Origin of the sequence: Mesorhizobium sp. LjNodule214, assembly GCF_964252735.1 — a bacterium.
Classification (GTDB): domain Bacteria; phylum Pseudomonadota; class Alphaproteobacteria; order Rhizobiales; family Rhizobiaceae; genus Mesorhizobium.
Genome location: NZ_CAXUPE020000001.1, coordinates 2,917,811 through 2,939,756 on the forward strand (window position 1 = coordinate 2,917,811; position 21,946 = coordinate 2,939,756).

The window sequence follows — 21,946 nt, forward strand, 5'->3', positions numbered from 1 at the left end:
TGATTTGGCGGCGCGCTTCAACGCCTTCACCTGCCAGCGCTCGGCGCGGCTGCATGCCTGTTCAGGCAGCCCGCGGCGAAACGATCTTCTGCGCCGGCTTCTTCTTCTTCGCGGTGTGGAGAAGGGCGGCGACGATAGCGGCCGGGCCGATCGCACGGTAGTGGCTGGCGAGCGCCGGTTGCTTGGCGCGGTTGGATTCCTGCTTGGTTCGGGGCATTGCTCTCTTCCCTGGTAACATTTCCGTGTCTGCGTTTGATGGCCGATTCCGACCAAATCGTGACGTCTGGTGACCTAGCCGGCGAATGTTTCATGACTGTGCCGACATGTTTAATAAAATGTTTCAGTGCCTCATTTCCCGTGATCCACCGACTCTTTTGGCTGATGTTGCGACTTGACGGCAACACCGGGCAAGGCGATAAAGCCGCGCATGAAAACGTTTTTCGCCATTTGTGGCATTTGCACTATTGGCTAGCCTCGCGCTGGTCCGGACGTTTTCGCCTCATCTTTCCCCAGATTGGACAAACGCCCCGGCCAGCAGGCTGGAATCCGGTTTGCGCCTCGGCGCAAGCCCATCCAGAAACTAACGGACCGGGAAGGCACGCATGTCTGACGCATCGAAGGGTCTCAGCCTCTACAACACGCTGACGCGGACCAAGGACGATTTCGTCCCGATCGATCCGCTGAACGTGCGCATGTATGTCTGCGGCCCGACGGTCTACGACTTTGCCCATATCGGCAATGCGCGACCCGTGATCGTCTTCGACGTGCTGTTCCGTTTGCTGCGTCATCTCTATGGCGAAAGCCACGTCACGTATGTGCGCAACATCACGGATGTCGACGACAAGATAAACGCCCGCGCGCTGCGCGATTTCGGCGACAAGATTGCTTCGGGAAAACTCTCACTCAACGAGGCGATCCGGCGGGTCACCGAAAAGACCGCCGACCAGTATCACAAGGATGTGGCGACGCTCGGCTGCCTGGAGCCGACGGTCGAGCCGCGCGCCACCGAATTCGTCGAGCCGCGTGCCGACGGCAAGGCCGACATGATCACGCTGATCTTGCGTCTGATCGAGCGTGGCCATGCCTATGTCGCGGCGGGCGAAGTGCTGTTCGACACCGCCTCGATGCCCGACTATGGCCAGTTGTCGAAACGCAATCTCGACGAGCAGCAGGCCGGCGCCCGCATCGCCGTCGACGCGCACAAGAAGAACCCCGGTGATTTCGTGCTGTGGAAACTGTCCTCGCCGGAAGAGCCGGGCTGGGACGGCCCATGGGGCAGGGGCCGGCCGGGCTGGCACATCGAATGCTCGGCCATGTCGGCCGCCTATCTCGGCGAAGTCTTCGACATCCATGGCGGCGGCCTCGACCTGATCTTCCCGCACCACGAGAACGAGATCGCCCAGTCGCGTTGCGCCCACGGCACCGATGTCATGGCCAATGTGTGGATGCACAACGGCTTCCTGCAGGTCGAGGGGCAGAAGATGTCGAAGAGCCTCGGCAATTTTTACTCGATCCACGAACTTTTGGAGACCGAGACCTTCGGCGGCCGCAAATGGCCGGGCGAGGTGCTGCGGCTGGCAATGCTGATGACGCATTACCGCGAGCCGATCGACTTTTCGGTGCGCAAGCTGGAGGAGGCGGAAAATACGCTGCGCAAATGGAAGCGGGCGGCGGACCTGGCGCCGACAGCGGCGCTGCAACTGCCGGCCGAAGTCGTGGAAGCGCTGTCGGACGATCTAGCCACCTATGCCGCCTTCCAGCGGCTGACGCAGCTTGCCAGCGAGGCGCTGGATGCCGGCGGTGGCGACAACGCCGCCGCCGCTTCGCTGAAGGCCGCCCTTGCCTTCCTCGGCTTCGATGTCGGTACGGCCAAGGTGGACGAGGCCGCGATCGCCAAAGCTATAGCCAAACGCCTGGAACTGATCGGCGCCAAGAACTGGGCCGAAGCCGACCGCATCCGCGACGAGCTTTTGGCGCAAGGCGTGCAGTTGAAGGATGGCAAGGATCCGATCACCGGCGAGCGCATCACCACTTGGGAGGTAAAAAGATGATCGACCATCTCGGCATCACCGTTTCCGATTTCGACGCCTCGAAAGCGTTCTACGACAAGGCGATGGCACCGCTTGGCGCCTCGCTGCTCTACATGGTTCCCGAAGAATACACCGGCGGCGCCAAGGTCGGCGGCTATGGCCGGGATCGGCCGGTGTTCTGGCTGAGCACCGGCAAGGACAGACCGAGGGACCGCCAGCATGTCGCCTTCACCGCGCGCAGCCGCGCCGAGGTCGATGCCTTCCATGCCGCAGCCCTTGCCGCCGGCGGCAGGGACAATGGCGGGCCGGGCCTGCGCCCGCACTATCACCCGAACTATTACGGCGCCTTCGTTTTCGATCCCGACGGCAACAACGTCGAGGCCGTCTGCCATGATCCGGAGTGACGGGCCATGATGAGCCTCGACAATCGGCCGGTCTACACGGGCGGCTGCCAGTGCGGCGCGGTGCGCTTCCGCGTCGAGGGCGCACTTGGCGACGCCTCGATCTGCCATTGCCGCATGTGCCAGAAGGCGAGCGGCAATTTCTACCTGCCGCTGGTTTCGGTGCGCGGTGCGAAGGTGGACTGGACGCGCGGCGAGCCGAAGCGTTTTCGCTCGTCCAATGCCGCCTGGCGTGGCTTCTGCGCCGATTGCGGCACGCCGCTGACCTTCGAGGCGCCCGACGGCATGGCGCTGGCGATTGCCGCCTTCGATGATCCGGCCGGCATCGCGCCGACCATCCAGTGGGGCATCGAGGCAAAGTTGCCCTATGTCGATGCCATCCCGCGATTGCCGGGCGAGGATACCTCGACCGACATCTCGTCCGCCCCCTATCTGGCCGAGCTTGTCTCCTACCAGCATCCCGACCACGACACCGAACAATGGCCACCGAAGGAAAGATCATGACCGAGACCGTTCGAACAGGCGGCTGCCAATGCGGTGCCGTGCGCTTCCGCATCAAAGGGGCGCTCGGACGCCCGTCCATCTGCCATTGCCGCATGTGCCAAAAGCAGTTCGGCTCCTTCTTCGGCGCGCTGGTGACAGCGCCCAAGGACGGCGTCGAATGGGTGCGCGAGGAGCCGAGCTACTTCCAATCGTCGGTCAATATCGACCGCGGCTTCTGTGCTCGCTGCGGCACGCCGCTGACCTACCGCCAACCGGGCGGGCTGGAGATCGCCATCGGCGCCTTCGACGACCGCTCGGATCTCGCGCCGCAGATCCAGGTCAACTACGCGGCACGGCTGCCCTGGGTGGAAAAGATCTTCGAGGCGCCGGTGCACGACGACCCCGACTATTACGCAAGGCAGGAGCAGATCATCTCCTTCCAGCATCCGGACCACGAGACGGCCAACTGGCCGCAGCAGGGCCTGAAACTATGAGTTTGCGTACCCTCTATCCGGAGATCGAGGCCTACGAGTCCGGCATGCTCGATGTCGGCGACGGTCACCAGGTCTATTGGGAGCGCTCCGGCACCAGGGGCGCCAAGCCGGCGGTGTTCCTGCATGGCGGACCGGGCGGCACCATCTCGCCCAAGCATCGTCGCCTGTTCGATCCGAAACTCTACGACGTCATCCTGTTCGACCAGCGCGGCTGCGGAAAATCGACGCCCAATGCTTCGCTGGATGCCAACACCACCTGGCACCTGATCGCCGATATCGAGCGCCTGCGTGAAATGTGTGGGTTCGACAAATGGCTGGTGTTCGGCGGCTCCTGGGGTTCGACACTGGCGCTCGCCTATGCCGAGACGCACCCTGAAAGGGTCAGCGAACTCGTGGTGCGCGGCATCTACACGCTGACCCGTGCCGAACTCGAATGGTATTATCAGTTCGGCGTCTCGGAAATGTTCCCCGACAAGTGGGAGCGTTTTTTGGCGCCGATCCCCGAAGCCGAGCGCGGCGACATGATGGCAGCCTACCGCAAGCGGCTGGTCGGGTCCGACCGCAAGGCACAGGTCGAGGCCGCCCTTGCCTGGAGCCTGTGGGAAGGCGAGACGATCACGCTGTTGCCGGAGCCGGAGACCAGCGGCAAGTTTGGCGAGGACGACTACGCCGTCGCCTTCGCCCGCATCGAGAACCATTACTTCGTCCATGCCGGCTGGCTGGAGGAGGGGCAGTTGCTGCGTGACGCGTGGAAGCTGAAGGACATCCCCGGCACCATCGTCCACGGCCGCTACGACATGCCGTGCCCGGCGCGCTATGCCTGGGCGCTGCACAAGGCTTGGCCGAAGGCGGATTTCCATCTGATCGAGGGTGCTGGCCACGCCTATTCGGAGCCTGGCATCCTCGATCGGCTGATCCGGGCGACCGACCGGTTTGCGGGGAAATGACCATGGCTCGCGAGCGCCTCTACCTCTTCGACACCACCCTTCGCGATGGCCAGCAGACGCCGGGCATCGATTTCTCCGTCGAGGACAAGATCGCCATCGCCAAGCTGCTCGACGAGTTCGGCATCGACTATGTCGAGGGCGGCTATCCCGGCGCCAACCCGACCGACACGGCCTTCTTCCAGCAGAAGCGCACACAAAGCGCAAAATTCGTCGCCTTCGGCATGACCAAGCGGGCCGGGGTGTCGGCGTCCAACGACCCTGGTCTTGCAGCACTCGTGCAGTCGAAGTCCGACGCCATCTGCTTCGTCGCCAAGAGCTGGGACTATCATGTCCGCGTCGCGCTCGGCTGCACCAACGAGGAGAACCTCGAATCCATCAAGGCTTCCGTTGAAGCGGCGACCGGTGCGGCCAAGGAAGCCATGGTCGATTGCGAGCATTTCTTCGACGGCTTCAAGGCCAATCCGGAGTATGCGATGGCCTGCGCCAAGACCGCCTATGACGCCGGCGCCCGCTGGGTGGTGCTGTGCGACACCAATGGCGGCACGCAGCCTTCGGAAGTGCGTGCCATCGTCGACAAGGTCATCGCTGCCGGAATCCCCGGTGATCATCTCGGCATCCATGCCCATGACGACACCGGCCAGGCGGTGGCGAATTCCCTCGCCGCCGTCGAGGCCGGCGTGCGTCAGATCCAAGGCACGCTGAACGGTATCGGCGAGCGCTGCGGCAACGCCAATCTGATCTCCATCGTGCCGACGCTGGCACTGAAGCCGGCCTTCGCCGACCGCTTCGAAACAGGCATCTCGGCCGAGGCGCTGACCGGCATTTCCCGCCTGTCCCGCGCCTTCGATGAACTCCTGAACCGAGCGCCTGAAGCGCAGGCGCCCTATGTCGGGGCGTCGGCCTTCGCCACCAAGGCCGGCATCCATGCCTCCGCGCTCGCCAAGGAGCCGGCGACCTACGAGCACGTGCCGCCGGAGGCGGTCGGCAACCGTCGCCGCGTCATGGTCTCGGACCAGGGCGGCAAGGCCAATTTCCTCGCCGAGCTGAAGCGGCGCGGCATCGACGTGCCGAGGGACGATCACCGGCTCGACGCGCTGATTGCGGTGGTCAAGGAACGCGAGGCCGAGGGCTATGCCTACGAAGGCGCCGACGCCAGCTTCGAGCTCCTGGCGCGCAAGATGCTGCACGGCCTGCCGGAGTTCTTCAACGTCACCTCGTTCCGCTGCATGGTCGAGCGCCGCTTCGACGCCAACGGCCAGCTGAAGACGGTCTCGGAAGCGATCGTCAAAGTGATGGTCGACGGCGAGGAGAAGATGTCGGTGGCGGAAGGCCATGGCCCGGTCAATGCGCTCGACATCGCGCTGCGCAAGGATCTCGGCAAGTACCAGAACGAGATCGCCGATCTCGAACTCGCCGACTTCAAGGTGCGTATCCTCAACGGCGGCACCGAGGCGATCACCCGCGTGCTGATCGAATCGCATGATGCGAGCGGCGCCCGCTGGTGGACGGTGGGCGTCTCGGAAAACATCATCGACGCCTCCTTCCAGGCTCTGATGGATTCGATCGTCTACAAGCTGATGAAGAACCGCGACATGGCGGGGCTGGTAGCGGCGGAGTGAGCGCGTGGGCTTCTCGATAAGCTGGCTTGGCTTTCGCGGCTACCAGGTAAAGGAAGCCGCGGCCTTGTTCGGGAGGGAAGTCGGCGGTTCATCCGAAGACTTCGATTCACCGATAAACGCGTATCTCAGTGAAAAGAATTGGGCGATTATCATCCTCGGCTACTGCAGCTTTCCCAACCCTCCTGACAGCTATCTCTCCGTGTTTTCCCAAGGGCGGGAAATGGTTGTGGTGCACATAGAAGACCATGTGATGTTCGCGCGCGCCGAGTTCTGGCGCGACGGAAAGATCATCTGGAGAGCGTGGCATAGTGGCGACAAAAATGTCAGGGACCTGCATACCACAGGCGATCTTCCGGCTTCCTTCGAGACCATCAGACAACAGGCCTTTTCAAAACAGGACAAGGAAGATGCCGAACGCCCGGAGGTCGACTTCGTTTTCGACATTCCCCTCGACCTTGCGGCGGAGTTGACGGGCTTCAGACACGATGAGGGGGCGCCCGACAGGCTCTTCTTCGAGCTAGTCGAGAAGTCAGCCGAGCAGTGAGCGGACAAAGTTTGTCGCCGTGGCTGTGGAGACGCAGGGGCCGAAGGGAGAGCCCTTGAACCATCAGCGGAAGTCCATTGATCCATCAGAAATTTGCGATGGTCTTGGCAAGCCCGCTGGCGCATAGCGTTGGGCCATGGTTACCGAAACAGCTCACCTCGATGATGACGCCAAGGCGCGCCGCGGCTTTATGCTTGCGCTGGGCGCCTATCTCCTGTGGGGGACGCTGCCCTTCTACATGAAGGCGGTGGCGCATCTGCCGCTCATCGAAGTCATAGCCCACCGCATCGTCTGGTCGGTGCCGATCGCCGCGGCCGTTCTGGTCTGGGCTGGTCGCACCGCCGATTTCAAGGCGGCGATCCGTTCGCCGCGCAGCATCGCCATGGCGGCGCTGACGGCGACGCTGATCTCGGTCAACTGGGGCATCTATGTCTGGGCGATCGCCGTCGACCGCACCGTCGAGACCGCGCTCGGCTATTACATCAACCCGCTGGTGGTGGTCGTGGTCGGCGCGGTGCTGCTGGGCGAGCGGCTGGACCGGCTGCAGATCGCGGCGGTGGTGCTGGCCGCGGTCGCGGTCACGGTGCTGACCATCGAGGGCGGCAAGCTGCCCTGGGTGTCGCTGGCGCTGGCCTTCTCCTTCGCTGCCTACGGCTTCTTCCGCAAGACGCTGCCGATCGGCCCGAGCCAGGGCTTTCTGCTGGAAGTGCTGCTGCTTTCGGTGCCGGCTCTTTGCTACATCGCCTATCTGATCGCCACCGGGCAGGACCATTTCGTCTCCAGCACCGCCAACGACACGGCGCTGCTCGTCGGCTGCGGCCCGGTGACGGCCGTGCCGCTGCTGCTGTTCGCCTTCGGCGCCAGGCTGCTGCGCCTCTCCACCATCGGCATCATGCAGTACATCGCACCGACCATGGTTTTCCTGATCGCCGTACTGGTTTTCGGCGAGCCGTTTGGCGGCACCCAGGCGATGGCCTTCGCGCTGATCTGGACGGCGCTGGCGATGTATAGCTGGTCGATGTTCCGCGGCCGCGAGATCCGGCCGGCGGCACCGGCAACTCGGTAGGGGCAAGGGGTTTCCGATGTACGTTCTGCATATCGCCAACAAGAACTATTCGTCATGGTCGCTGCGGCCGTGGGTGCTGATGCGCAGCCTCGGCATCCCGTTCGAGGAGCGGCTGACGCCATTCCCGACCGGATCGAGCTGGGATCTGTTCCGGCCGTTCTCACCCAGCGGCCGGGTGCCGTGCCTGGTCGACGAGGGCTGGGCGGTCTGGGATTCGCTGGCCATCGTCGAATATCTCGCCGAGCGCCATCATGGCGTCTGGCCGGTCGAAGCCAAGGCGCGCGCCTGGGCGCGCTCGGCCGCCGCCGAGATGCATTCGAGCTTTACTGCGCTGCGCAACCTATGCCCGATGAGTTGCGGCCTGCGCGTCGAGCCGTTTGCGATGTCCGATGCGCTGAAGCACGACCTTTTCCGCCTTGGCGATCTGTGGAATGACGGCCTTGCCCGCTTCGGCGGGCCGTTCCTGGCCGGCGACCATTTCACCGCAGTCGATGCCTTCTTTGCGCCGGTGGCGTTTCGGGCGCAGTCCTACGGCCTGTCTTTCGAGGGCGCGGCTGCTGACTATCCGGCGCGGTTGCTCGACCTGCCGGCGATGCGTGAATGGTATGAAGCAGGCCTTGTTGAGACATGGCGCGAGCCCGACCATGAGGCGGAAGTCCGCGCCGCCGGCACCATCACAAGGGATCTGCGGGCGACGGCGTAGCAGGACGGTGCGCTACATCCGCCCAAGCCGCCTGACGAAGAGATAGACGGCCGCGGCGACAAACAGCGCCACTGCCGTCACAACCCAGAATCCCATCGGCGTGTCGACCAGCGGCAGGCCGCCGACATTCATGCCGAACAGGCCCGAAATGATGGTCATCGGCAAAAGCACCGCCGTCATGACAGACAGTATGTAGAGCAGCTGATTCGACTGCATCGTCAGCTTGGCCATCAGCTCGTCCTGCAGCAGCCGGGTGCGGGCCTGCAATTGTTCGCCGTCGTGATAGAGCGTGTGTGCCCGGTGGGAGAGCCGTGCGGCCATGTCGTTGATCGAGTCAGGCAAATCGTTGCGATGCGAATGGTCGAGATGTCGAAACAGGCTGGTCAGCGTCGCCATCTGCCGGTGGATCACCACCAGTTGCCGGCGCGCATCGACCAGCGCCTGCCGCTCGCTGTGCCACGCATCGCGGACAATGCGATCTTCTATGCCGTCGAGATTGTCACCTAGCACAGCGAGTTCGGCCGCCATGCCGTCGAACGACTGGCCAACGACAGCCTCGATCAGTTCCGCAGGCGAGCGGAACTTGCGCGATCCGCTCTCGACAGCCTTGCGGATATTGTCGACCGACTCCAATGGCTGCTTACGGGCGCCGATCAGCATCGTGTCGTTGAGGGCGAAGCGGAAATGGCCGAGGCCGCGCGCCTCCGCCGAATAGTCGTGGCGCAGATCCGGCAGGTCGCCATAGAGCCAGTCGTCCTCGAGGTCGATGTGGCAGCCATGGTTCGAGGTCAGGAATGCCTCGCGCACCGGCGCCGGCAAGGCTTCCTCGCTGGCGATCTCCTGGCGCGCGCGCAAGTCGGACAGCTGGTAGCTGCGCCAGGTCCAGTGCGCTTGCGCCGCATCCTTCGTTCGCACGCCATCGGCGGTGAAATGATAGACGAAGAACAGCCCGTGCTCGTCGGGCAGGTAGGGAGACAGGTCGCTGCCTTCCGGGTTGACAGCGATATTCATGGTCGCTTCGCCAAATGCAGGTTTCCAAGACAGCCGGCACGGGCAGGCTGCGAAATTCCTAGCATGCGGCAGCCCGGTTTCGTGTGACGGTTTCTTGACAGCCGATCACAGTCTGGCGAGCGCCGCCGGCCACGCCGTTTGATTCCGCTCAGCGCTTCGGTCCGAAGCCGGGATAGGGGTTGAGCGGCACCACCGCGGCAATGTCCATCATGCCGGCCCTGACCAGCGGCAAGGTGGCGAGATGGCCGCGCACGTCGGCGTCGCTGCCGGCCTCGAACATCATGCCGCTGCCCGGAATGTCGCCGCGGTTCCACACCTGGCGCACCGCACCTTCGGCGTAGAGCGTGCGGCGTTGCTCGGCTTCGCCGGGCAGCAGCGGCGCGAAATCGGCGTCGCTGAACTTTTCGGTGTTGCGGGTGAGAAGGGCAAAGAACTGCATGGGGGTCTCCTGTGGGTTCCGGTTTGGGATGGCGACAGTGTCGCCGCCACTGGCCAGACAGTCCAAGACTGATTAGGCTAAAGTTGAGACCTGAAAGGACTAGCTTCAGGGGAAAAAATGTTCGACCTGCGCCAGCTTCGCTATTTCGTCGCCGTGGCCGAGGCCGGCAATGTCGGCCGCGCCGCCGAACTGCTGCATATTTCGCAGTCGCCCCTGAGCCGGCAGATCATGCAGCTCGAGGCGCAACTGGGTGTCGTCCTGTTCGAACGGGCAAAGCAGCGGGTTCATCTCAATGCGGAGGGACAGGCCTTCCTTGCTGAGGCCCGCGCGCTGCTGGCCAATGCGCGGCGCCTGGAGGAGCTTGGCCGCGATCTCGCGAGCGGTGCTGCCGGCCGTCTCGCCATCGGCTATGTCGAGGGCGCGGTGCATGCCGGGCTGGTCGCCGGAATGCTCAGGCAGTTTCGCCGCGACAGGCCCGACTTCCATCTGCGATTGATGAGCCAGCGCTCGGCCGCACAGATCGATGGACTGCGCCGGCGCACGCTCGACCTCGGCCTCGTCTATTCGCCGCCGGCCGATGATGATCCCGACATTGCCTCGTTGCTCGTAAGGCGCGAACCGCTTGTGCTGGCGATGCCGCAAGGCGATCCGCTTGCCCATGTCGCCGACATCCTTTCGCATCATCTCGACGGCCGCACCTGGATCACCGTGGTGCGCCAGCCGGACGACACCAACCGCGGCCAGTTCCTGGCCGCCTGCGCCAAGGCCGGCTTCATGCCCGAAATCGCCTACGAGACGGCCGATCCGCTGACCTCGCTCGGCTTGGTCAGCGCCGGGCTCGGCCTGGCGACGGTGCAGGCCAGCCTGCAAAGCGCCGCACCGTCCGGGATCGTCTTTCGCGATTTGCCCTGGTTCGAGCGCACCGTCTCGATCCATCTCGCCTGGCGGCGTCAGGACAAGCGCGTGGTGATTGCGGATTTAAGGAAGGCAGTAGGGAAGAGTGAATAGTCGGTAGTCAGTAGTGAATAGACAGGCGCCGGTTTGCGCGGTCTTGCACTTCACTATTCACTATTCACTATTCACTATTCACTATTCACTCCCTACATCTTATCAATCACCGACTGCACACCCTCGGTCGGTGCATCGACCGAGGATCCCGCCACCATGATGGCGGCGACGATCGCTTCGGGATCCTCGACCACCAGCGGCTTGACCCGCTGCGCCGTGTGGATGAAGCCTTCCGCCGACATATGGTCGAGCAGCGAAAGCATCGGATCCCAGAACCCCTTGATGTTGGCGAACACGATCGGCTTGCGGTGATGGCCGAGCTGGCCCCAGGTCATGATCTCGACGATTTCCTCGACCGTGCCGATGCCGCCCGGCAGTGCCACAAAGGCGTCGGATTTTTCGAACATCCTGTGCTTGCGCTCGTGCATGTTGTCGGTGATCACGAGCTCGTCGAGCCGGTCAAGCGCGGTTTCGGTTGCTTCCCTGTTGATCAGGAAGCGCGGAATGATGCCCGTCACCTTGCCACCGGCCTTGAGCGCGCCTTCGGCGACGGCGCCCATGATGCCTTTGGTGCCGCCGCCATAGATCAGCCGCAGGCCGGACCTGGCGAGCGAGCGGCCGAGCAGATGTCCGGCCTTGGCATAGGTTTCATCGCGGCCCGGAGACGAGCCGCAATAGACGCAGACGGATCGAATCGTGTTCATGTGATGATTGGTGATAGGGACGGCAGACGGGGTCAAGCCCGGGCGGGCTTTTTCTTGTCGGACTCACCAAAACAGGCTAGACCGGCGTTAGGTGGCTAAGGGGCAGGACTTATGGCAATTAATCCTCTGAAGGCGTTTCTGTTCGCAGCGGGTGGGACCGTAGCGGCCGCAGGAACCGCCTATGTTTCGGGCGCGCTCGACCCGTATCTCAATCACACACCGCCGGCGGAGATCGCAGCACTTGCGCCGGCCGACACCAAGCCGGCGGAAACAAAACCGGCCGATCCGGGCACCGAAGGCCGGTTGCCAGCGGCACCGGCACCTGCCACCGACGCCGCAGCACCCGCTGCTCCGGCGGCGCCCGCGGCAGAGGCTCCGGCGGCGCCGGCCGCAGCGCCTGCGGCTCCCGCCGCCGCCGGGCCGATCGCCCCGACCTTCGATGTCGTGCGTGTCGAAGGCAACGGCTCGATCGTCGTCGCCGGCAACGCGGCGCCCAATTCCAAGGTCGAGATCCTCAACGGTGCGACGGTCCTCGGCTCGACGGTCGCCGGTGCCGATGGCGCCTTTGCCATCGTCCTCGACGATCCGCTGAAGCCCGGCGACTATACGATCACGCTGCGCTCGACGACCGGTGACGTCGTGACCGCCTCGGCGCAGACCGCCGTCGTCTCGATCCCGCAGAATCCCGCCGGCCAGGTGCTGGCCATGGTCGAGGAGCCCGGCAAGCCGTCCGAGCTGCTCACCGTCCCTGCGCCCGACACCAAGCCCGCCGCACCCGCCACCGGAGACCAGGTGGCCGCGCCGGCGACCCCGGCACCGGCGTCCGAAGCGCCTGCTGCGGCAGCGCCAGCGCCGGCCGCGCCTGCCACTGTTGAAGCCGCACCGGCGCCCGCAGCGCCTGCGGCGCCGCCCGCCGCATCGGTTGCCGAGCCCAAGATCGTCGTTGAGGCCGTCGAGATCGACGGCAACAAAATCTTCGTCGCCGGCGTCGCCGATCCCGGCCGCAAGGTGCGCGCCTATGCCAACGACATCCTGCTCGGCGACGCGCTGACCTCGCCCGACGGCCATTTCCTGGTCGAGGCGATGCGCGACATTCCGGTCGGCAGCTACACCATCCATGTCGATGGCCTCGACGCCGACGGGGTCAAGGTGGTGGCCCGCGCCGCCGTGCCGTTCGAACGCGAGCCGGGCGAGTCGGTCGCCGCCGTCGCCCCAGCCGAAACCAAGCCAGCCGAAACCAAGCCTGCCGAGCCAAAGCCTGCCGCGCCGGGAACCGTGACCGAAGCACCGGCCGCGCCGGCAGCCGAACCTGCACCTGCAACGGAGCCGGCCACGCCGCCTGCAGCCGCTGACGCGACAGCCCCCGCGGCACCCGCGGCCGAGGCTCCCGCCGAGGTGGCGGCGGCGACGCCCGCCGTGCCCGAGACGGTGGCGCCCAAGCTCGAACCTGCCGACGGCTCCGTCATCATCCGCCGCAACGATACGCTGTGGCGGATCTCGCGGCGCGTCTATGGCCGTGGCGTGCGCTATTCGACCATCTATCTCGCCAATCAGGACCAGATCCGCGATCCCGACCGCATCTGGCCGGGACAGGTGTTCAAGGTCCCGCAAAAGTCGAAGGAAGGCGAGGACGCCGACCTCAAGGCAATGGGCGACCAGATGACGGCACCCCCGGCCAAGGCGAATTAAGGCGGTCCTGCCGGACATCTCCCCCACGAGGGGGGAGATAGGCAGTTCTGCCGACCTACCCATCGGCATAGCTTGCCCCATCATCGTTCATCGTCTATCGCCGATGAACGATGGCCGAATCCCCCGCTGAACCAGACCGCGCGACGAGCGCGCTACCCACCTGCACCCCCGACAGCCGCATTGTCGCGGCCCGGTTTGCCGCGCTTTCGCATCCGGCGCGCATCGAGATCCTCAAGCGCCTTTCGGCCAGCCGCTCCTGCTGCTGCCGCGAGGTCGTCGACCATCTCGACCTGGCGCAATCCACCGTGTCCCAGCATTTGAAGATACTGGTCGAAGCCGGCCTTGTGCGCTTCGAGCCCGATCGCCAGCGTTCGCGTTATGAAGTTGACCACGCCGCACTCGCCGATGTGTCGGCGTCGCTCGCGGCACTGGTCGATTCCTGCTGTTCCGGCGGCTAAAAATAAGAAGGCAAGAAAGAATGGCCGAAAAAACCGTCTCCGACTCCTCGACCTTCAGCACCTTGCGCAATCTGTGGCCCTATATGTGGCCGGCCGACCGCGCCGACCTCAGGGCGCGGGTCACCTGGGCGACGCTTCTGCTGGTCGTCGCCAAGCTGACGCTGGTCGCCGGGCCCTATTTCTTCAAATGGGCGACCGACGCGCTGGCCGGCGACGCCAAATCGGCGCCGCCGCTGCCGGCTTTCCTGCTGGCCCCGGTGATGCTGGTCGTCGCCTACAATGTGCTCAGGCTGGTGCAGCTCGGTTTCAATCAGCTGCGCGATGCGCTGTTTGCCCGGGTCGGCCAACATGCGGTGCGCCAGCTCGCCTTCCGCACCTTCGTCCACATGCATCAGCTGTCGCTGCGCTTCCATCTCGAGCGGCGCACCGGCGGCCTGTCGCGCATCATCGAGCGCGGCACCAAGGGCATCGAGACGATCGTGCGCTTCATCATGCTGAACACGGCGCCGACCATCCTCGAATTCGCGCTCACCACCATCATCTTCGCCTACACCTATGGCTGGAAATATGTCTTCGTTGTCGCTGTCACCGTCTCGATTTACGTCTGGTTCACGGTCAGGGCCAGCGACTGGCGCATCTCGATCCGCCGCGACATGAACGACAGCGACTCCGACGCCAACACCAAGGCGATCGATTCGCTACTCAATTTCGAGACGGTCAAATATTTCAACAACGAAGCCATGGAAGCCGAGCGCTTCGATCGCTCGATGGCGCGCTATGAGATATCGGCGACCCGGATCTGGACCTCGCTCGGCTGGCTGAACTTCGGCCAGGGCGTCATCTATGGCATCGGCACCGTCATCGTCATGTGCATGTCGGCGCTGGAGGTGCAGCGCGGCACGCAGTCGGTCGGCGACTTCGTCTTCATCAACGCCATGCTGATGCAGCTTTCGGTGCCGCTCAACTTCATCGGCTTCATCTATCGCGAAATCCGCCAGGGGCTGACCGACATCGAGCAGATGTTCGACCTGCTCGACGTGCCGCAGGAGATTGTCGACAAGCCCGATGCAAAGGCGCTCGCCGTCCCGGCCGGCAAGGTCGAATTCCGCGATGTGCATTTTTCGTATGATCCGAACCGCAAGATCCTGAAGGGCGTCTCCTTCGAGGTGCCGGCCGGCAAGACTGTCGCCATCGTCGGCCCGTCGGGCGCCGGCAAGTCGACCATCTCGCGGCTCCTGTTCCGCTTCTATGACATCCAGTCCGGCCAGGTGCTGATTGACGGCCAGGATGTCAGGGACGTGACGCAGGAAAGCCTGCGCGCGGCGATCGGCATGGTGCCGCAGGACACCGTGCTGTTCAACGACACGATCGCCTACAACATCCGCTACGGCCGTGTCGGCGCCAGCGAGGAGGAGGTGCGCAAGGCGGCCGAACTCGCCCAGATCGGACCGTTCATCGAGCGGCTTCCGGACGGCTACCGCTCGATGGTCGGCGAGCGCGGGCTGAAACTGTCAGGCGGCGAGAAGCAGCGCGTGGCGATCGCCCGCACCATTTTGAAGGCGCCGCCGATCCTGATGCTCGACGAGGCGACTTCGGCGCTCGACAGCCACACCGAACAGGAGATCCAGGCCGCGCTCGACCTCGTCAGCCAGGGCCGCACCACAATCGTCATTGCCCACCGGCTGTCGACAGTGATCACCGCCGACGAGATCATCGTGCTCAAGGACGGCCAGATCGCCGAGCGCGGTACCCATGCCGCCCTGATGCTCAAGCACGGCCTCTACGCCTCGATGTGGGACCGCCAGCGCGAAGCGACCGAAGCCGAGGAGCGGCTGCGCATTGCCAGGGAGAGCGACGAGCTGGGTGTGATTGTGCGTAGGCGCACGTCCGAGGTGGGCTGACGGCTATTGCTGTCTGTCAGTCAGGAAGAAAATCCCGTCGACATGGCCGTTGGCACCGCAGCTCGGCGGTTCCGTGACGCCGTCCTTGCCGCTTCCGCTCTGCTCGACGGCGAGAACCTCTCCGTCACGCTGAAAGGTGAAGAGGAAGCCGGTCGGCTTGTCGTCGTCACCGGTGTCGACGAGCCGCAACTGCTTGCGGGCCGGCACCTCACCGCTGATTTCGCAGGCCCTGCTTCCCGAGACGGGATCGGCGACATCAGCCGATATGTCGAGCTTGCCGGCGCCGGCCGCCTTGATCTCGACGGAGCCTTCGACATTGCTCCACGTCCCGACAAGAGTTCCGGGTGCCGGCGCCCTGATGCTGGCAAGAAAGCTGGCACGGTCGCGCAGGAATTCGCCGAGGTCGAAATTCTGCTTGTCCTTCGGCGTGTTCTCGTTGAACCCGGCGATCCTGTCCCGATACTGCGTAAAGTCGCGCTGGTCGTCCCGCAATGCCTTGCCTGCATGAGCCTCCAGCGCCTTCAATGCGGCAGCGTAGCTCTGCGCCACCGCCGCATCTGCCTCCGCCAGCGCAGGGTCGGCGCAAATGGTTTTCTCGGCCACGCTGCTTGCCTTGGCGCAGTCGAAGGAGGGCTTCCTTTGCGCGCTTGCGCAGCCATGCGACGCGACCAGAAAGGTCAGAACCGCAATAGCGGTCGACGTCTTGAACAGTCGCTTCCTTATCAAGGCATCGCCCCCGAATTTCCCGACGACAACAATTCGCACAAACAGTGAAGATCGTCACTTGCGCATGTCGGCGATCGACGAACGATCCGAAAGCGGCTCTGCATGGATCGAGAGACGTCAGGCAGGTTCGTCGATTTTCCGCTTGACCTCAACTTAAGTTGAGATCGTAGACCTCCGATCGAAGATGTCTGGAGCGCCTGTTCCGACCATGATCCCGAAAATGGAAGTCGGTTTTCGGAAAAGATCATAGTCAAGAAAAAGATCGGAGACAAGGGAAATGGATCAGTTGAATCAACTGCTTGGCAATGAAGCCGTGTTCAGGGTCGACAAGTTCGTCGTCCCGGCGGGGGCCCGCGAGGAGATACTGCGCAAGGTCAGGGCGACGCATGAATTGTTGCGCCTGCAGCAGGGCTTCGTGCAGGATTTCCTGCTTGAGCAACTCTCAGGGCCGGGCGAATTCAACCTCGTCACCATCGTCGAATGGGAAAACCAGGCGGCTGTCGACAACGTCGTGCCGATCGTCAAGGCGGCGCATGAGCGGGCCGGCTTCAACCCCCAGGAGACGATCGCCCGCCTCGGCGTCAGGGCCGATATCGCCAACTATCAGCGCCTTCCCGAAATGTAGGAGCAATTCCAGGAAAAGTGCGCAGCGGTTTTCCGTCCGGAATTGCGCAAAGACAAAGTTAGAGCGGTTCAGACACTGATCCGCTCCAGGAAGGCCAGCCGGCGCCCGGTGCCGGCGCCTCGACGCTCAGCACCTGGCCGGTGCGGGCATCGCTGATCATGTGTTCGAAGCCGCGCCATTCGGCGGCGGTGATGAACAGCGCCCTGCCGTCGGCGCCGCCGAGCATGCAGGCGAAGCAGCCGCGATCGGTGCCGACGGTCTGCAGCACCGCGCCGCCTTCGCGTACTCGCACGCAGTGCCGGTTGGGCACGTCGGCATACCAGACGGCGCCCTCGGCATCGAGTGAGATGCCGTCGGGAAAGCCGTTGCCGAGATCGGCCCACACCCGCCGGTTGGCAAGGCTGCCATCGCCAGTAATGTCGAAGGCGGTCAGCCGGTTGGCGTGCGATTCGGCGACGATCAGCGTCTTGTTGTCAGGCGTCACCGCCATGCCGTTGGCGAAGGCGATGCTCTCGGCCACCTGGCGGATCGTGCCGTCCGGCGTGACCAGCACGATGGTGCCCGGCCCGAAGTGCTCGCCCGGCGCCGGCGCCGGGCCGCCGCCATTGACATAGATGTTGCCGCGCCCGTCGACGACGATCTCGTTCCAAGGGCTCTTCGACAACGGCCTGAGATCGGCATGGGTGGCGAGCGCTCCATCTGCCTCCTGCCTGAGCACGAACCCTTCGCGCCCCGAGACGATCAGCAGCCGTCCGTCCGGCAGCCAGTCGATGGAATAGGGCAGGATGGCCGGTATTTTGAGCACGACCTTGCTGTTGCCTTCGGCATCGATGGCGAGGATTTCGCCAGTACCCCAGTTGCAGACCCAGAGCCGCCCGTCATGCCAGCGCGGCGACTCGCCGAAGGCGAGGCCGCTCATCACCAAACGCGCCTGGTTGGAAGCTGATGTCTGTGAGTGCATTGTGGGCTCCACGGTCTGGTTTCGGCGGCGTTCGTCTCCCTGGACGTGTCGATGCAAGCGCCGTTTCTCCAAGGACGAGCGAGCATGGCTCGTCCCGACAGCAGCGATGGTTTTTCTCAGCCGGCTGAAACGCGTCTGCCGCCGGCTCCATCCTCCCCCATTGTTGCGTTGCGACGGCGGGGCCTTTCGGCTATTGAGGCCGGACCTGAAACAAGGGTTGCCCCCATCCCATGAGCCTCGTCGACACGATCAAGAATGCGTTCGTTCCGATCCATCGCGAAGGCTATCCGTTCATCGCCGCGTTCGGTGCGGGCACGCTTTTCCTCGGCTATTTCTCCTCGATCCTGTTCTGGATCGGCCTGATCCTGACCGCCTGGTGCGTCTATTTCTTTCGCGATCCCGAGCGCGTTACGCCGGTCGACGACCGGCTGGTGGTCAGCCCGGCCGACGGCATCATCTCGGCGGTCGGCCCGGCCGTTCCGCCGCGCGAGCTTGGCCTGGGCAGCGGCGAAATGACCCGCATCTCGGTGTTCATGAACGTGTTTTCCTGCCATGTGAACCGCGCCCCGGTGCGCGGCCGCATCACAAAAATCGAGCACCGGCCCGGAAAATTCCTCAACGCCGAACTCGACAAGGCGAGCACCGAGAACGAGCGCAACGGCGTCGTCATCGACAGCCCCAATGGCACGGTCGCCGCCGTGCAGATCGCCGGCCTGGTGGCGCGGCGCATCGTCTGCTGGGCCGAGACCGGCGGCTCGATCGCCATTGGCGAGCGGTTCGGGCTGATCCGCTTCGGCTCGCGTGTCGACGTGTTCCTGCCGGTTGCCGCGACGCCGCGCGTCGCCGTCGGCCAGACGGCGGTCGGCGGCGAAACCGTATTGGCCGAATTCGGCGGCGCTGCCGCAACGCCGCTCGTCAGGATTTCGTAAGCTGTGGGCGCGCCGTTCAAGAAATTCGAGGCGCATGGCAGTGGCGGCCCGCGCATCCGCGAGATCCCGATGCGCATGGTGCTGCCCAATCTGGTCACAGTGCTTGCCATTTGCGCCGGCCTGTCCGGTATCCGCTTCGGCTTCGAAGGCCGCTTTGAGCCGGCGGTGGTGATGGTGCTGCTCGCCGCCTTCCTCGACGGCATAGACGGCCGCCTGGCGCGCATGCTGAAAGCGACGTCGAAATTCGGTGCCCAGATGGATTCGCTGGCCGACATCGTCAATTTCGGCGTAGCACCGGCGCTCGTCCTCTATGCCTTCATGCTCGATCGCGCTGGTTCGTTCGGCTGGATCGCAGCGCTTCTGTTCACCATCGCCTGCGGCTTGAGGCTTGCCCGCTTCAACGTGCTCGACGAGGAGACTGACCGGCCGATCTGGCAGACCGAATATTTCGTCGGCGTGCCGGCGCCGGCGGGTGCCGTGCTGGTGATGCTGCCGCTCTATCTGTCCTTCCTGCGCCTCGGTATCGAGCCCAGCCGTCCCGTCGCCCTTGTCGCCACCGGCTTCACCGTCCTGGTCGCCTTCCTGCTGGTCAGCCGGCTGCCGGTCTATTCCGGCAAGAGCATCAAGGTACCGGGCGACAAGGTGCTGCCGGTCATCCTCGCCGTCGTGCTCTACGTCCTGCTGCTGATGACCTATCCCTGGTACACGCTGACCGCATCGGTCGCCGGCTACCTTGCCTTCCTGCCATTCAGCGTGCGCGCTTATTCCAGGCGCGCCAAGCGTGAGGGTGAGAAGGTTCCGCCTTCGGATATCGGTTGAATTCCTCGGAAACGCTCATCTTCGTCGGTGGCGCTGTCCCGCGGCGGTGAAAGGCTTCCAGCTCCTTGCGCTACGCCGCGGCACTCAGCCCCAGCCGGTCGATCACCAGCTTGCGGGTCGAGACATAGTCGGTCTTGCCGGAGCCCAGAACCGGGATCTCCTCGACCTTGACGATATCGTTGGGCACCATCAGCTCGGCCGCGCCCGCCTTCCTGCCGAAGGCGCGCAATTCCTCCGGGTCGGCGTCGTCGGCGGTGGTGACCAGCACGATGCGCTCGCCGCGCCTTTTGTCCGGCACCGCCACCGCCGCGTGGCGCTCCTCCGGCCACAGCGACTGCACCAGCATCTCGACCGCGCCCAGCGACACCATCTCGCCGGCAATCTTGGCGAAGCGCTTGGCGCGGCCGCGAATGGTGATGAAGCCGTCGCGGTCGACCGAGACGATATCGCCCGTGTCGTGCCAGCCGTCCAGCGGCTGCAACTCGCCGGGACGATCAGCGGTCATGTAGCCCATCATCAGGTTCGGCCCGTCGAGCCAGAGACGGCCGGCATCGTCGATACCCTCGACCGGTTCGAGCTTCATGCGCATCGCCGGCAGCAGCCGCCCGACCGTGCCGTCGCGACCATGGATGGCGGTGTTGACGGCAACCACCGGGGCGGCTTCCGTCAGCCCGAAGCCTTCGATTATCGCCGCCTGGAAGCGCTCGCGGTAGACGCGGCGCGTCTCCGGCTTCACCGCCTCGGCCCCGGCGACGACGAAGCGCAGGCTGGAGAAATCACCGTCCTTGGCGGTACGGGCATAATTGGCGAGAAAGGTGTCGGTGCCGAACATGATGGTCGGCTTCACCTTGCGGGCGATCTCGGGGATGATCTTGTAGTGCAGCGGCGAGGGGTAGAGGAACAGTTTCACCCCGGTGACCAAGGGCAGGATGGTGCCGCCCGTCAGCCCGAAGGAGTGGAACACCGGCAGAACGTTGAGCAGGATGTCCGACGGCGAGATGGTGATGCGGGCCTCGGCCTGCATGGCGTTGGCGTGGAGGTTGCGATGCGACAGCACCACGGCCTTGGGCGTGCCTTCCGAGCCTGAGGTGAACAGGATCACCGCCGGCTTTGTCGCTTCCTGCGGCTGCAGCGGAAAGCGCCACAGTGCTGCTGCGGCCAGCTTGTCCAGCGCCGTCACGCTTTCGCGCACATCCTCCAGCCACAGCAACCTGGCGCCGCCCGCCTCGACCGCCTCGACAATGTCGGCGATGCCGGCCTTCTCGATGAAGGCGCGCGAGGAGACGACAGTGCGGATGACGGCGGTGCGCACGGCGGCGGTGACGCTGGCCGGCCCGGCGGTGTAGTTGATCATTGCCGCCACCCGGCCGGCCGACAAAAGCCCGACGAAGGACAGCACCACGCCATTGGCATTGGGCAAAAGCAGCCCGACCGCTTCGCCCGGCGCCGTCACCGCTTCGAAACGGCGGCCGAGCACGCGCGCGCCGATGAACATCTTGCGGTAGCTCATCGCGCCCGCGATGACGTCCTCGATGATCGGATGCGAGGCGCCGACGCGGTCCGCGGCGTCGCGCATCGCCAGGAACAGGCCGCGATCGAGATTGCTGCCGAACAGCCGCGCCTCGGCGACGCGGTCGAACAGCGCATTGGTGTTCGAGGCCTGGTCGGGATTGCGTGCCACGAGTTCGGCTATGGTCATCGGCTCCAGTACACTGATCGACAGCCGCGGAAACCAGTGGCGCGGCGCTCTGTCTGCCGGTGTCAGCGACACCGGCAGATCGCGAGCGCCGGCGACGAAGATAGGCACGATCCTGGCATCGGCCTGCATGGCGATGCGCGTGATGGCGCGAAACAGCCGGAACGCCTTGACGTCGGGTTCGACCGCATCGGGCAGATAGACGGCAAGCCGCCCCTTGCCCTTCAATACCCGCACCAGCCGCCGGCTGACGAAGACATGTTCGGCGTTGAAGGCGATGGTGCGGCCAAGCTCGCGCCACGGCTCCAGCCAGGGCGATCTGGCCGAGGCATCGTCGAGGATGTGCAGCGTGTCGTCCGGCAGCAGCGACAGCATCAGCGCCGGCTCGAAGCGCGACTGGTGCGAGACCACATAGATCACCGGCGCCGGCGCATTGCGGGCGATCCTGATGCGCTCGTCGGCGACCCGGTAGGCGAGCTTGAACGGCACATAGAGCAGCGCCTGGGCAAAACGCAGGCCAAGGCGGAATTTCTCCACCACGCCGATCAGCAGCCAGGCCACAACGAGGCCCGCAAGCAGCGCCAGTGTCAGGACCATGCCGCGTCTCTCCCAACGTCCTCCATGCCGCGGCTCTTTGGCGGCCGCTTCGGGGCAGAGCCTAGCGGATGTGGGGGCGGCGTCAATGTGGACTGA

The 21,946-nt window shown here is 64.6% G+C and carries 23 protein-coding genes; 16 read left to right on the forward strand and 7 right to left on the reverse strand.

Annotated features, from left to right (window positions below):
• Positions 1 to 61: 61 nt before the first annotated feature.
• The gene (locus ACSQ3Z_RS13625; protein WP_095086527.1) at positions 62 to 217 is read right to left on the reverse strand and encodes a hypothetical protein; all 156 of its coding nucleotides are present in this window, start codon (positions 215 to 217) and stop codon (positions 62 to 64) included.
• Between the two features lie 385 nt (positions 218 to 602).
• Here ACSQ3Z_RS13625 and cysS point away from each other — a divergent pair, with 385 nt between their 5' ends.
• From cysS to ACSQ3Z_RS13670, 9 genes are all read left to right on the forward strand, one after another.
• Positions 603 to 2,051, forward strand: coding sequence for a cysteine--tRNA ligase (cysS, locus tag ACSQ3Z_RS13630; RefSeq protein WP_436171767.1), 1,449 nt, complete (start codon positions 603 to 605; stop codon positions 2,049 to 2,051).
• Positions 2,048 to 2,434 (forward strand): VOC family protein, encoded by a 387-nt coding sequence (locus ACSQ3Z_RS13635; protein ID WP_436171768.1) that lies wholly within the window; start codon positions 2,048 to 2,050, stop codon positions 2,432 to 2,434. The genes cysS and ACSQ3Z_RS13635 overlap by 4 nt, the downstream gene beginning before the upstream one ends.
• Positions 2,435 to 2,443: 9 nt before the next feature.
• The gene (locus ACSQ3Z_RS13640; RefSeq protein WP_436171916.1) at positions 2,444 to 2,935 is read left to right on the forward strand and encodes a GFA family protein; all 492 of its coding nucleotides are present in this window, start codon (positions 2,444 to 2,446) and stop codon (positions 2,933 to 2,935) included.
• Positions 2,932 to 3,408: a GFA family protein gene (locus ACSQ3Z_RS13645; RefSeq protein ID WP_436171769.1), complete on the forward strand. Its 477-nt coding sequence runs from the start codon at positions 2,932 to 2,934 to the stop codon at positions 3,406 to 3,408. Before ACSQ3Z_RS13640 ends, ACSQ3Z_RS13645 begins: the two co-directional genes overlap by 4 nt.
• Positions 3,405 to 4,355: a prolyl aminopeptidase gene (gene pip, locus ACSQ3Z_RS13650; protein ID WP_436171770.1), complete on the forward strand. Its 951-nt coding sequence runs from the start codon at positions 3,405 to 3,407 to the stop codon at positions 4,353 to 4,355. The genes ACSQ3Z_RS13645 and pip overlap by 4 nt, the downstream gene beginning before the upstream one ends.
• Positions 4,352 to 5,974, forward strand: coding sequence for a citramalate synthase (gene cimA / locus ACSQ3Z_RS13655; RefSeq protein ID WP_436171771.1), 1,623 nt, complete (start codon positions 4,352 to 4,354; stop codon positions 5,972 to 5,974). Before pip ends, cimA begins: the two co-directional genes overlap by 4 nt.
• Positions 5,975 to 5,978: 4 nt before the next feature.
• Positions 5,979 to 6,518 (forward strand): hypothetical protein, encoded by a 540-nt coding sequence (locus ACSQ3Z_RS13660; RefSeq protein WP_436171772.1) that lies wholly within the window; start codon positions 5,979 to 5,981, stop codon positions 6,516 to 6,518.
• A 136-nt stretch (positions 6,519 to 6,654) separates the two neighbouring features.
• Complete coding sequence (gene rarD / locus ACSQ3Z_RS13665) at positions 6,655 to 7,584, forward strand: EamA family transporter RarD (RefSeq protein ID WP_436171773.1); 930 nt, start codon at positions 6,655 to 6,657, stop codon at positions 7,582 to 7,584.
• Positions 7,585 to 7,600: 16 nt separating this feature from the next.
• On the forward strand, positions 7,601 to 8,287 hold the full coding sequence (locus tag ACSQ3Z_RS13670; protein WP_436171774.1) for a glutathione S-transferase family protein: 687 nt from the start codon (positions 7,601 to 7,603) through the stop codon (positions 8,285 to 8,287).
• A 12-nt stretch (positions 8,288 to 8,299) separates the two neighbouring features.
• Here the strand turns inward: ACSQ3Z_RS13670 and ACSQ3Z_RS13675 are convergent, their stop codons facing one another.
• Both ACSQ3Z_RS13675 and ACSQ3Z_RS13680 read right to left on the reverse strand, forming a co-directional pair.
• Positions 8,300 to 9,298, reverse strand: a complete 999-nt coding sequence (locus tag ACSQ3Z_RS13675; protein WP_436171775.1) for a transporter — start codon at positions 9,296 to 9,298, stop codon at positions 8,300 to 8,302.
• A 148-nt stretch (positions 9,299 to 9,446) separates the two neighbouring features.
• Entirely contained in the window at positions 9,447 to 9,737 is a 291-nt protein-coding gene (locus ACSQ3Z_RS13680; protein ID WP_006202272.1) for a muconolactone Delta-isomerase family protein, read from the reverse strand.
• Between the two features lie 117 nt (positions 9,738 to 9,854).
• Here ACSQ3Z_RS13680 and ACSQ3Z_RS13685 point away from each other — a divergent pair, with 117 nt between their 5' ends.
• Complete coding sequence (locus tag ACSQ3Z_RS13685; RefSeq protein WP_436171776.1) at positions 9,855 to 10,745, forward strand: LysR substrate-binding domain-containing protein; 891 nt, start codon at positions 9,855 to 9,857, stop codon at positions 10,743 to 10,745.
• A 92-nt stretch (positions 10,746 to 10,837) separates the two neighbouring features.
• Here ACSQ3Z_RS13685 and ACSQ3Z_RS13690 read toward each other — a convergent pair whose 3' ends face one another.
• Positions 10,838 to 11,449 carry a TIGR00730 family Rossman fold protein gene (locus ACSQ3Z_RS13690; protein WP_120016576.1) on the reverse strand — a complete coding sequence of 204 codons (612 nt, stop codon included), beginning with the start codon at positions 11,447 to 11,449 and terminating at the stop codon, positions 10,838 to 10,840.
• 111 nt (positions 11,450 to 11,560) lie between these two features.
• Between ACSQ3Z_RS13690 and ACSQ3Z_RS13695 the strand changes: the two genes are divergently transcribed.
• From ACSQ3Z_RS13695 to ACSQ3Z_RS13705, 3 genes are all read left to right on the forward strand, one after another.
• Positions 11,561 to 13,138, forward strand: coding sequence for a LysM peptidoglycan-binding domain-containing protein (locus ACSQ3Z_RS13695; protein WP_436171777.1), 1,578 nt, complete (start codon positions 11,561 to 11,563; stop codon positions 13,136 to 13,138).
• Between the two features lie 110 nt (positions 13,139 to 13,248).
• Positions 13,249 to 13,596 (forward strand): ArsR/SmtB family transcription factor, encoded by a 348-nt coding sequence (locus tag ACSQ3Z_RS13700; RefSeq protein WP_436171778.1) that lies wholly within the window; start codon positions 13,249 to 13,251, stop codon positions 13,594 to 13,596.
• Positions 13,597 to 13,616: 20 nt separating this feature from the next.
• Positions 13,617 to 15,497 carry an ABCB family ABC transporter ATP-binding protein/permease gene (locus tag ACSQ3Z_RS13705; protein ID WP_436171779.1) on the forward strand — a complete coding sequence of 627 codons (1,881 nt, stop codon included), beginning with the start codon at positions 13,617 to 13,619 and terminating at the stop codon, positions 15,495 to 15,497.
• 3 nt (positions 15,498 to 15,500) lie between these two features.
• Here the strand turns inward: ACSQ3Z_RS13705 and ACSQ3Z_RS13710 are convergent, their stop codons facing one another.
• The gene (locus ACSQ3Z_RS13710) at positions 15,501 to 16,262 is read right to left on the reverse strand and encodes a lysozyme inhibitor LprI family protein (protein ID WP_436171780.1); all 762 of its coding nucleotides are present in this window, start codon (positions 16,260 to 16,262) and stop codon (positions 15,501 to 15,503) included.
• 238 nt (positions 16,263 to 16,500) lie between these two features.
• Between ACSQ3Z_RS13710 and ACSQ3Z_RS13715 the strand changes: the two genes are divergently transcribed.
• On the forward strand, positions 16,501 to 16,848 hold the full coding sequence (locus ACSQ3Z_RS13715; RefSeq protein WP_436171781.1) for an antibiotic biosynthesis monooxygenase: 348 nt from the start codon (positions 16,501 to 16,503) through the stop codon (positions 16,846 to 16,848).
• A gap of 58 nt (positions 16,849 to 16,906) precedes the next feature.
• Here ACSQ3Z_RS13715 and ACSQ3Z_RS13720 read toward each other — a convergent pair whose 3' ends face one another.
• Positions 16,907 to 17,809: an SMP-30/gluconolactonase/LRE family protein gene (locus tag ACSQ3Z_RS13720; RefSeq protein WP_436171782.1), complete on the reverse strand. Its 903-nt coding sequence runs from the start codon at positions 17,807 to 17,809 to the stop codon at positions 16,907 to 16,909.
• 230 nt (positions 17,810 to 18,039) lie between these two features.
• Here ACSQ3Z_RS13720 and ACSQ3Z_RS13725 point away from each other — a divergent pair, with 230 nt between their 5' ends.
• Together ACSQ3Z_RS13725 and pssA are read left to right on the forward strand one after the other, a co-directional pair.
• Positions 18,040 to 18,738 (forward strand): phosphatidylserine decarboxylase, encoded by a 699-nt coding sequence (locus ACSQ3Z_RS13725; RefSeq protein ID WP_192181274.1) that lies wholly within the window; start codon positions 18,040 to 18,042, stop codon positions 18,736 to 18,738.
• A 3-nt stretch (positions 18,739 to 18,741) separates the two neighbouring features.
• On the forward strand, positions 18,742 to 19,557 hold the full coding sequence (gene pssA, locus ACSQ3Z_RS13730) for a CDP-diacylglycerol--serine O-phosphatidyltransferase (RefSeq protein ID WP_436171783.1): 816 nt from the start codon (positions 18,742 to 18,744) through the stop codon (positions 19,555 to 19,557).
• 70 nt (positions 19,558 to 19,627) lie between these two features.
• Here pssA and ACSQ3Z_RS13735 read toward each other — a convergent pair whose 3' ends face one another.
• Positions 19,628 to 21,850: an AMP-binding protein gene (locus ACSQ3Z_RS13735; protein ID WP_436171784.1), complete on the reverse strand. Its 2,223-nt coding sequence runs from the start codon at positions 21,848 to 21,850 to the stop codon at positions 19,628 to 19,630.
• Between the last annotated feature and the right edge of the window lie 96 nt (positions 21,851 to 21,946).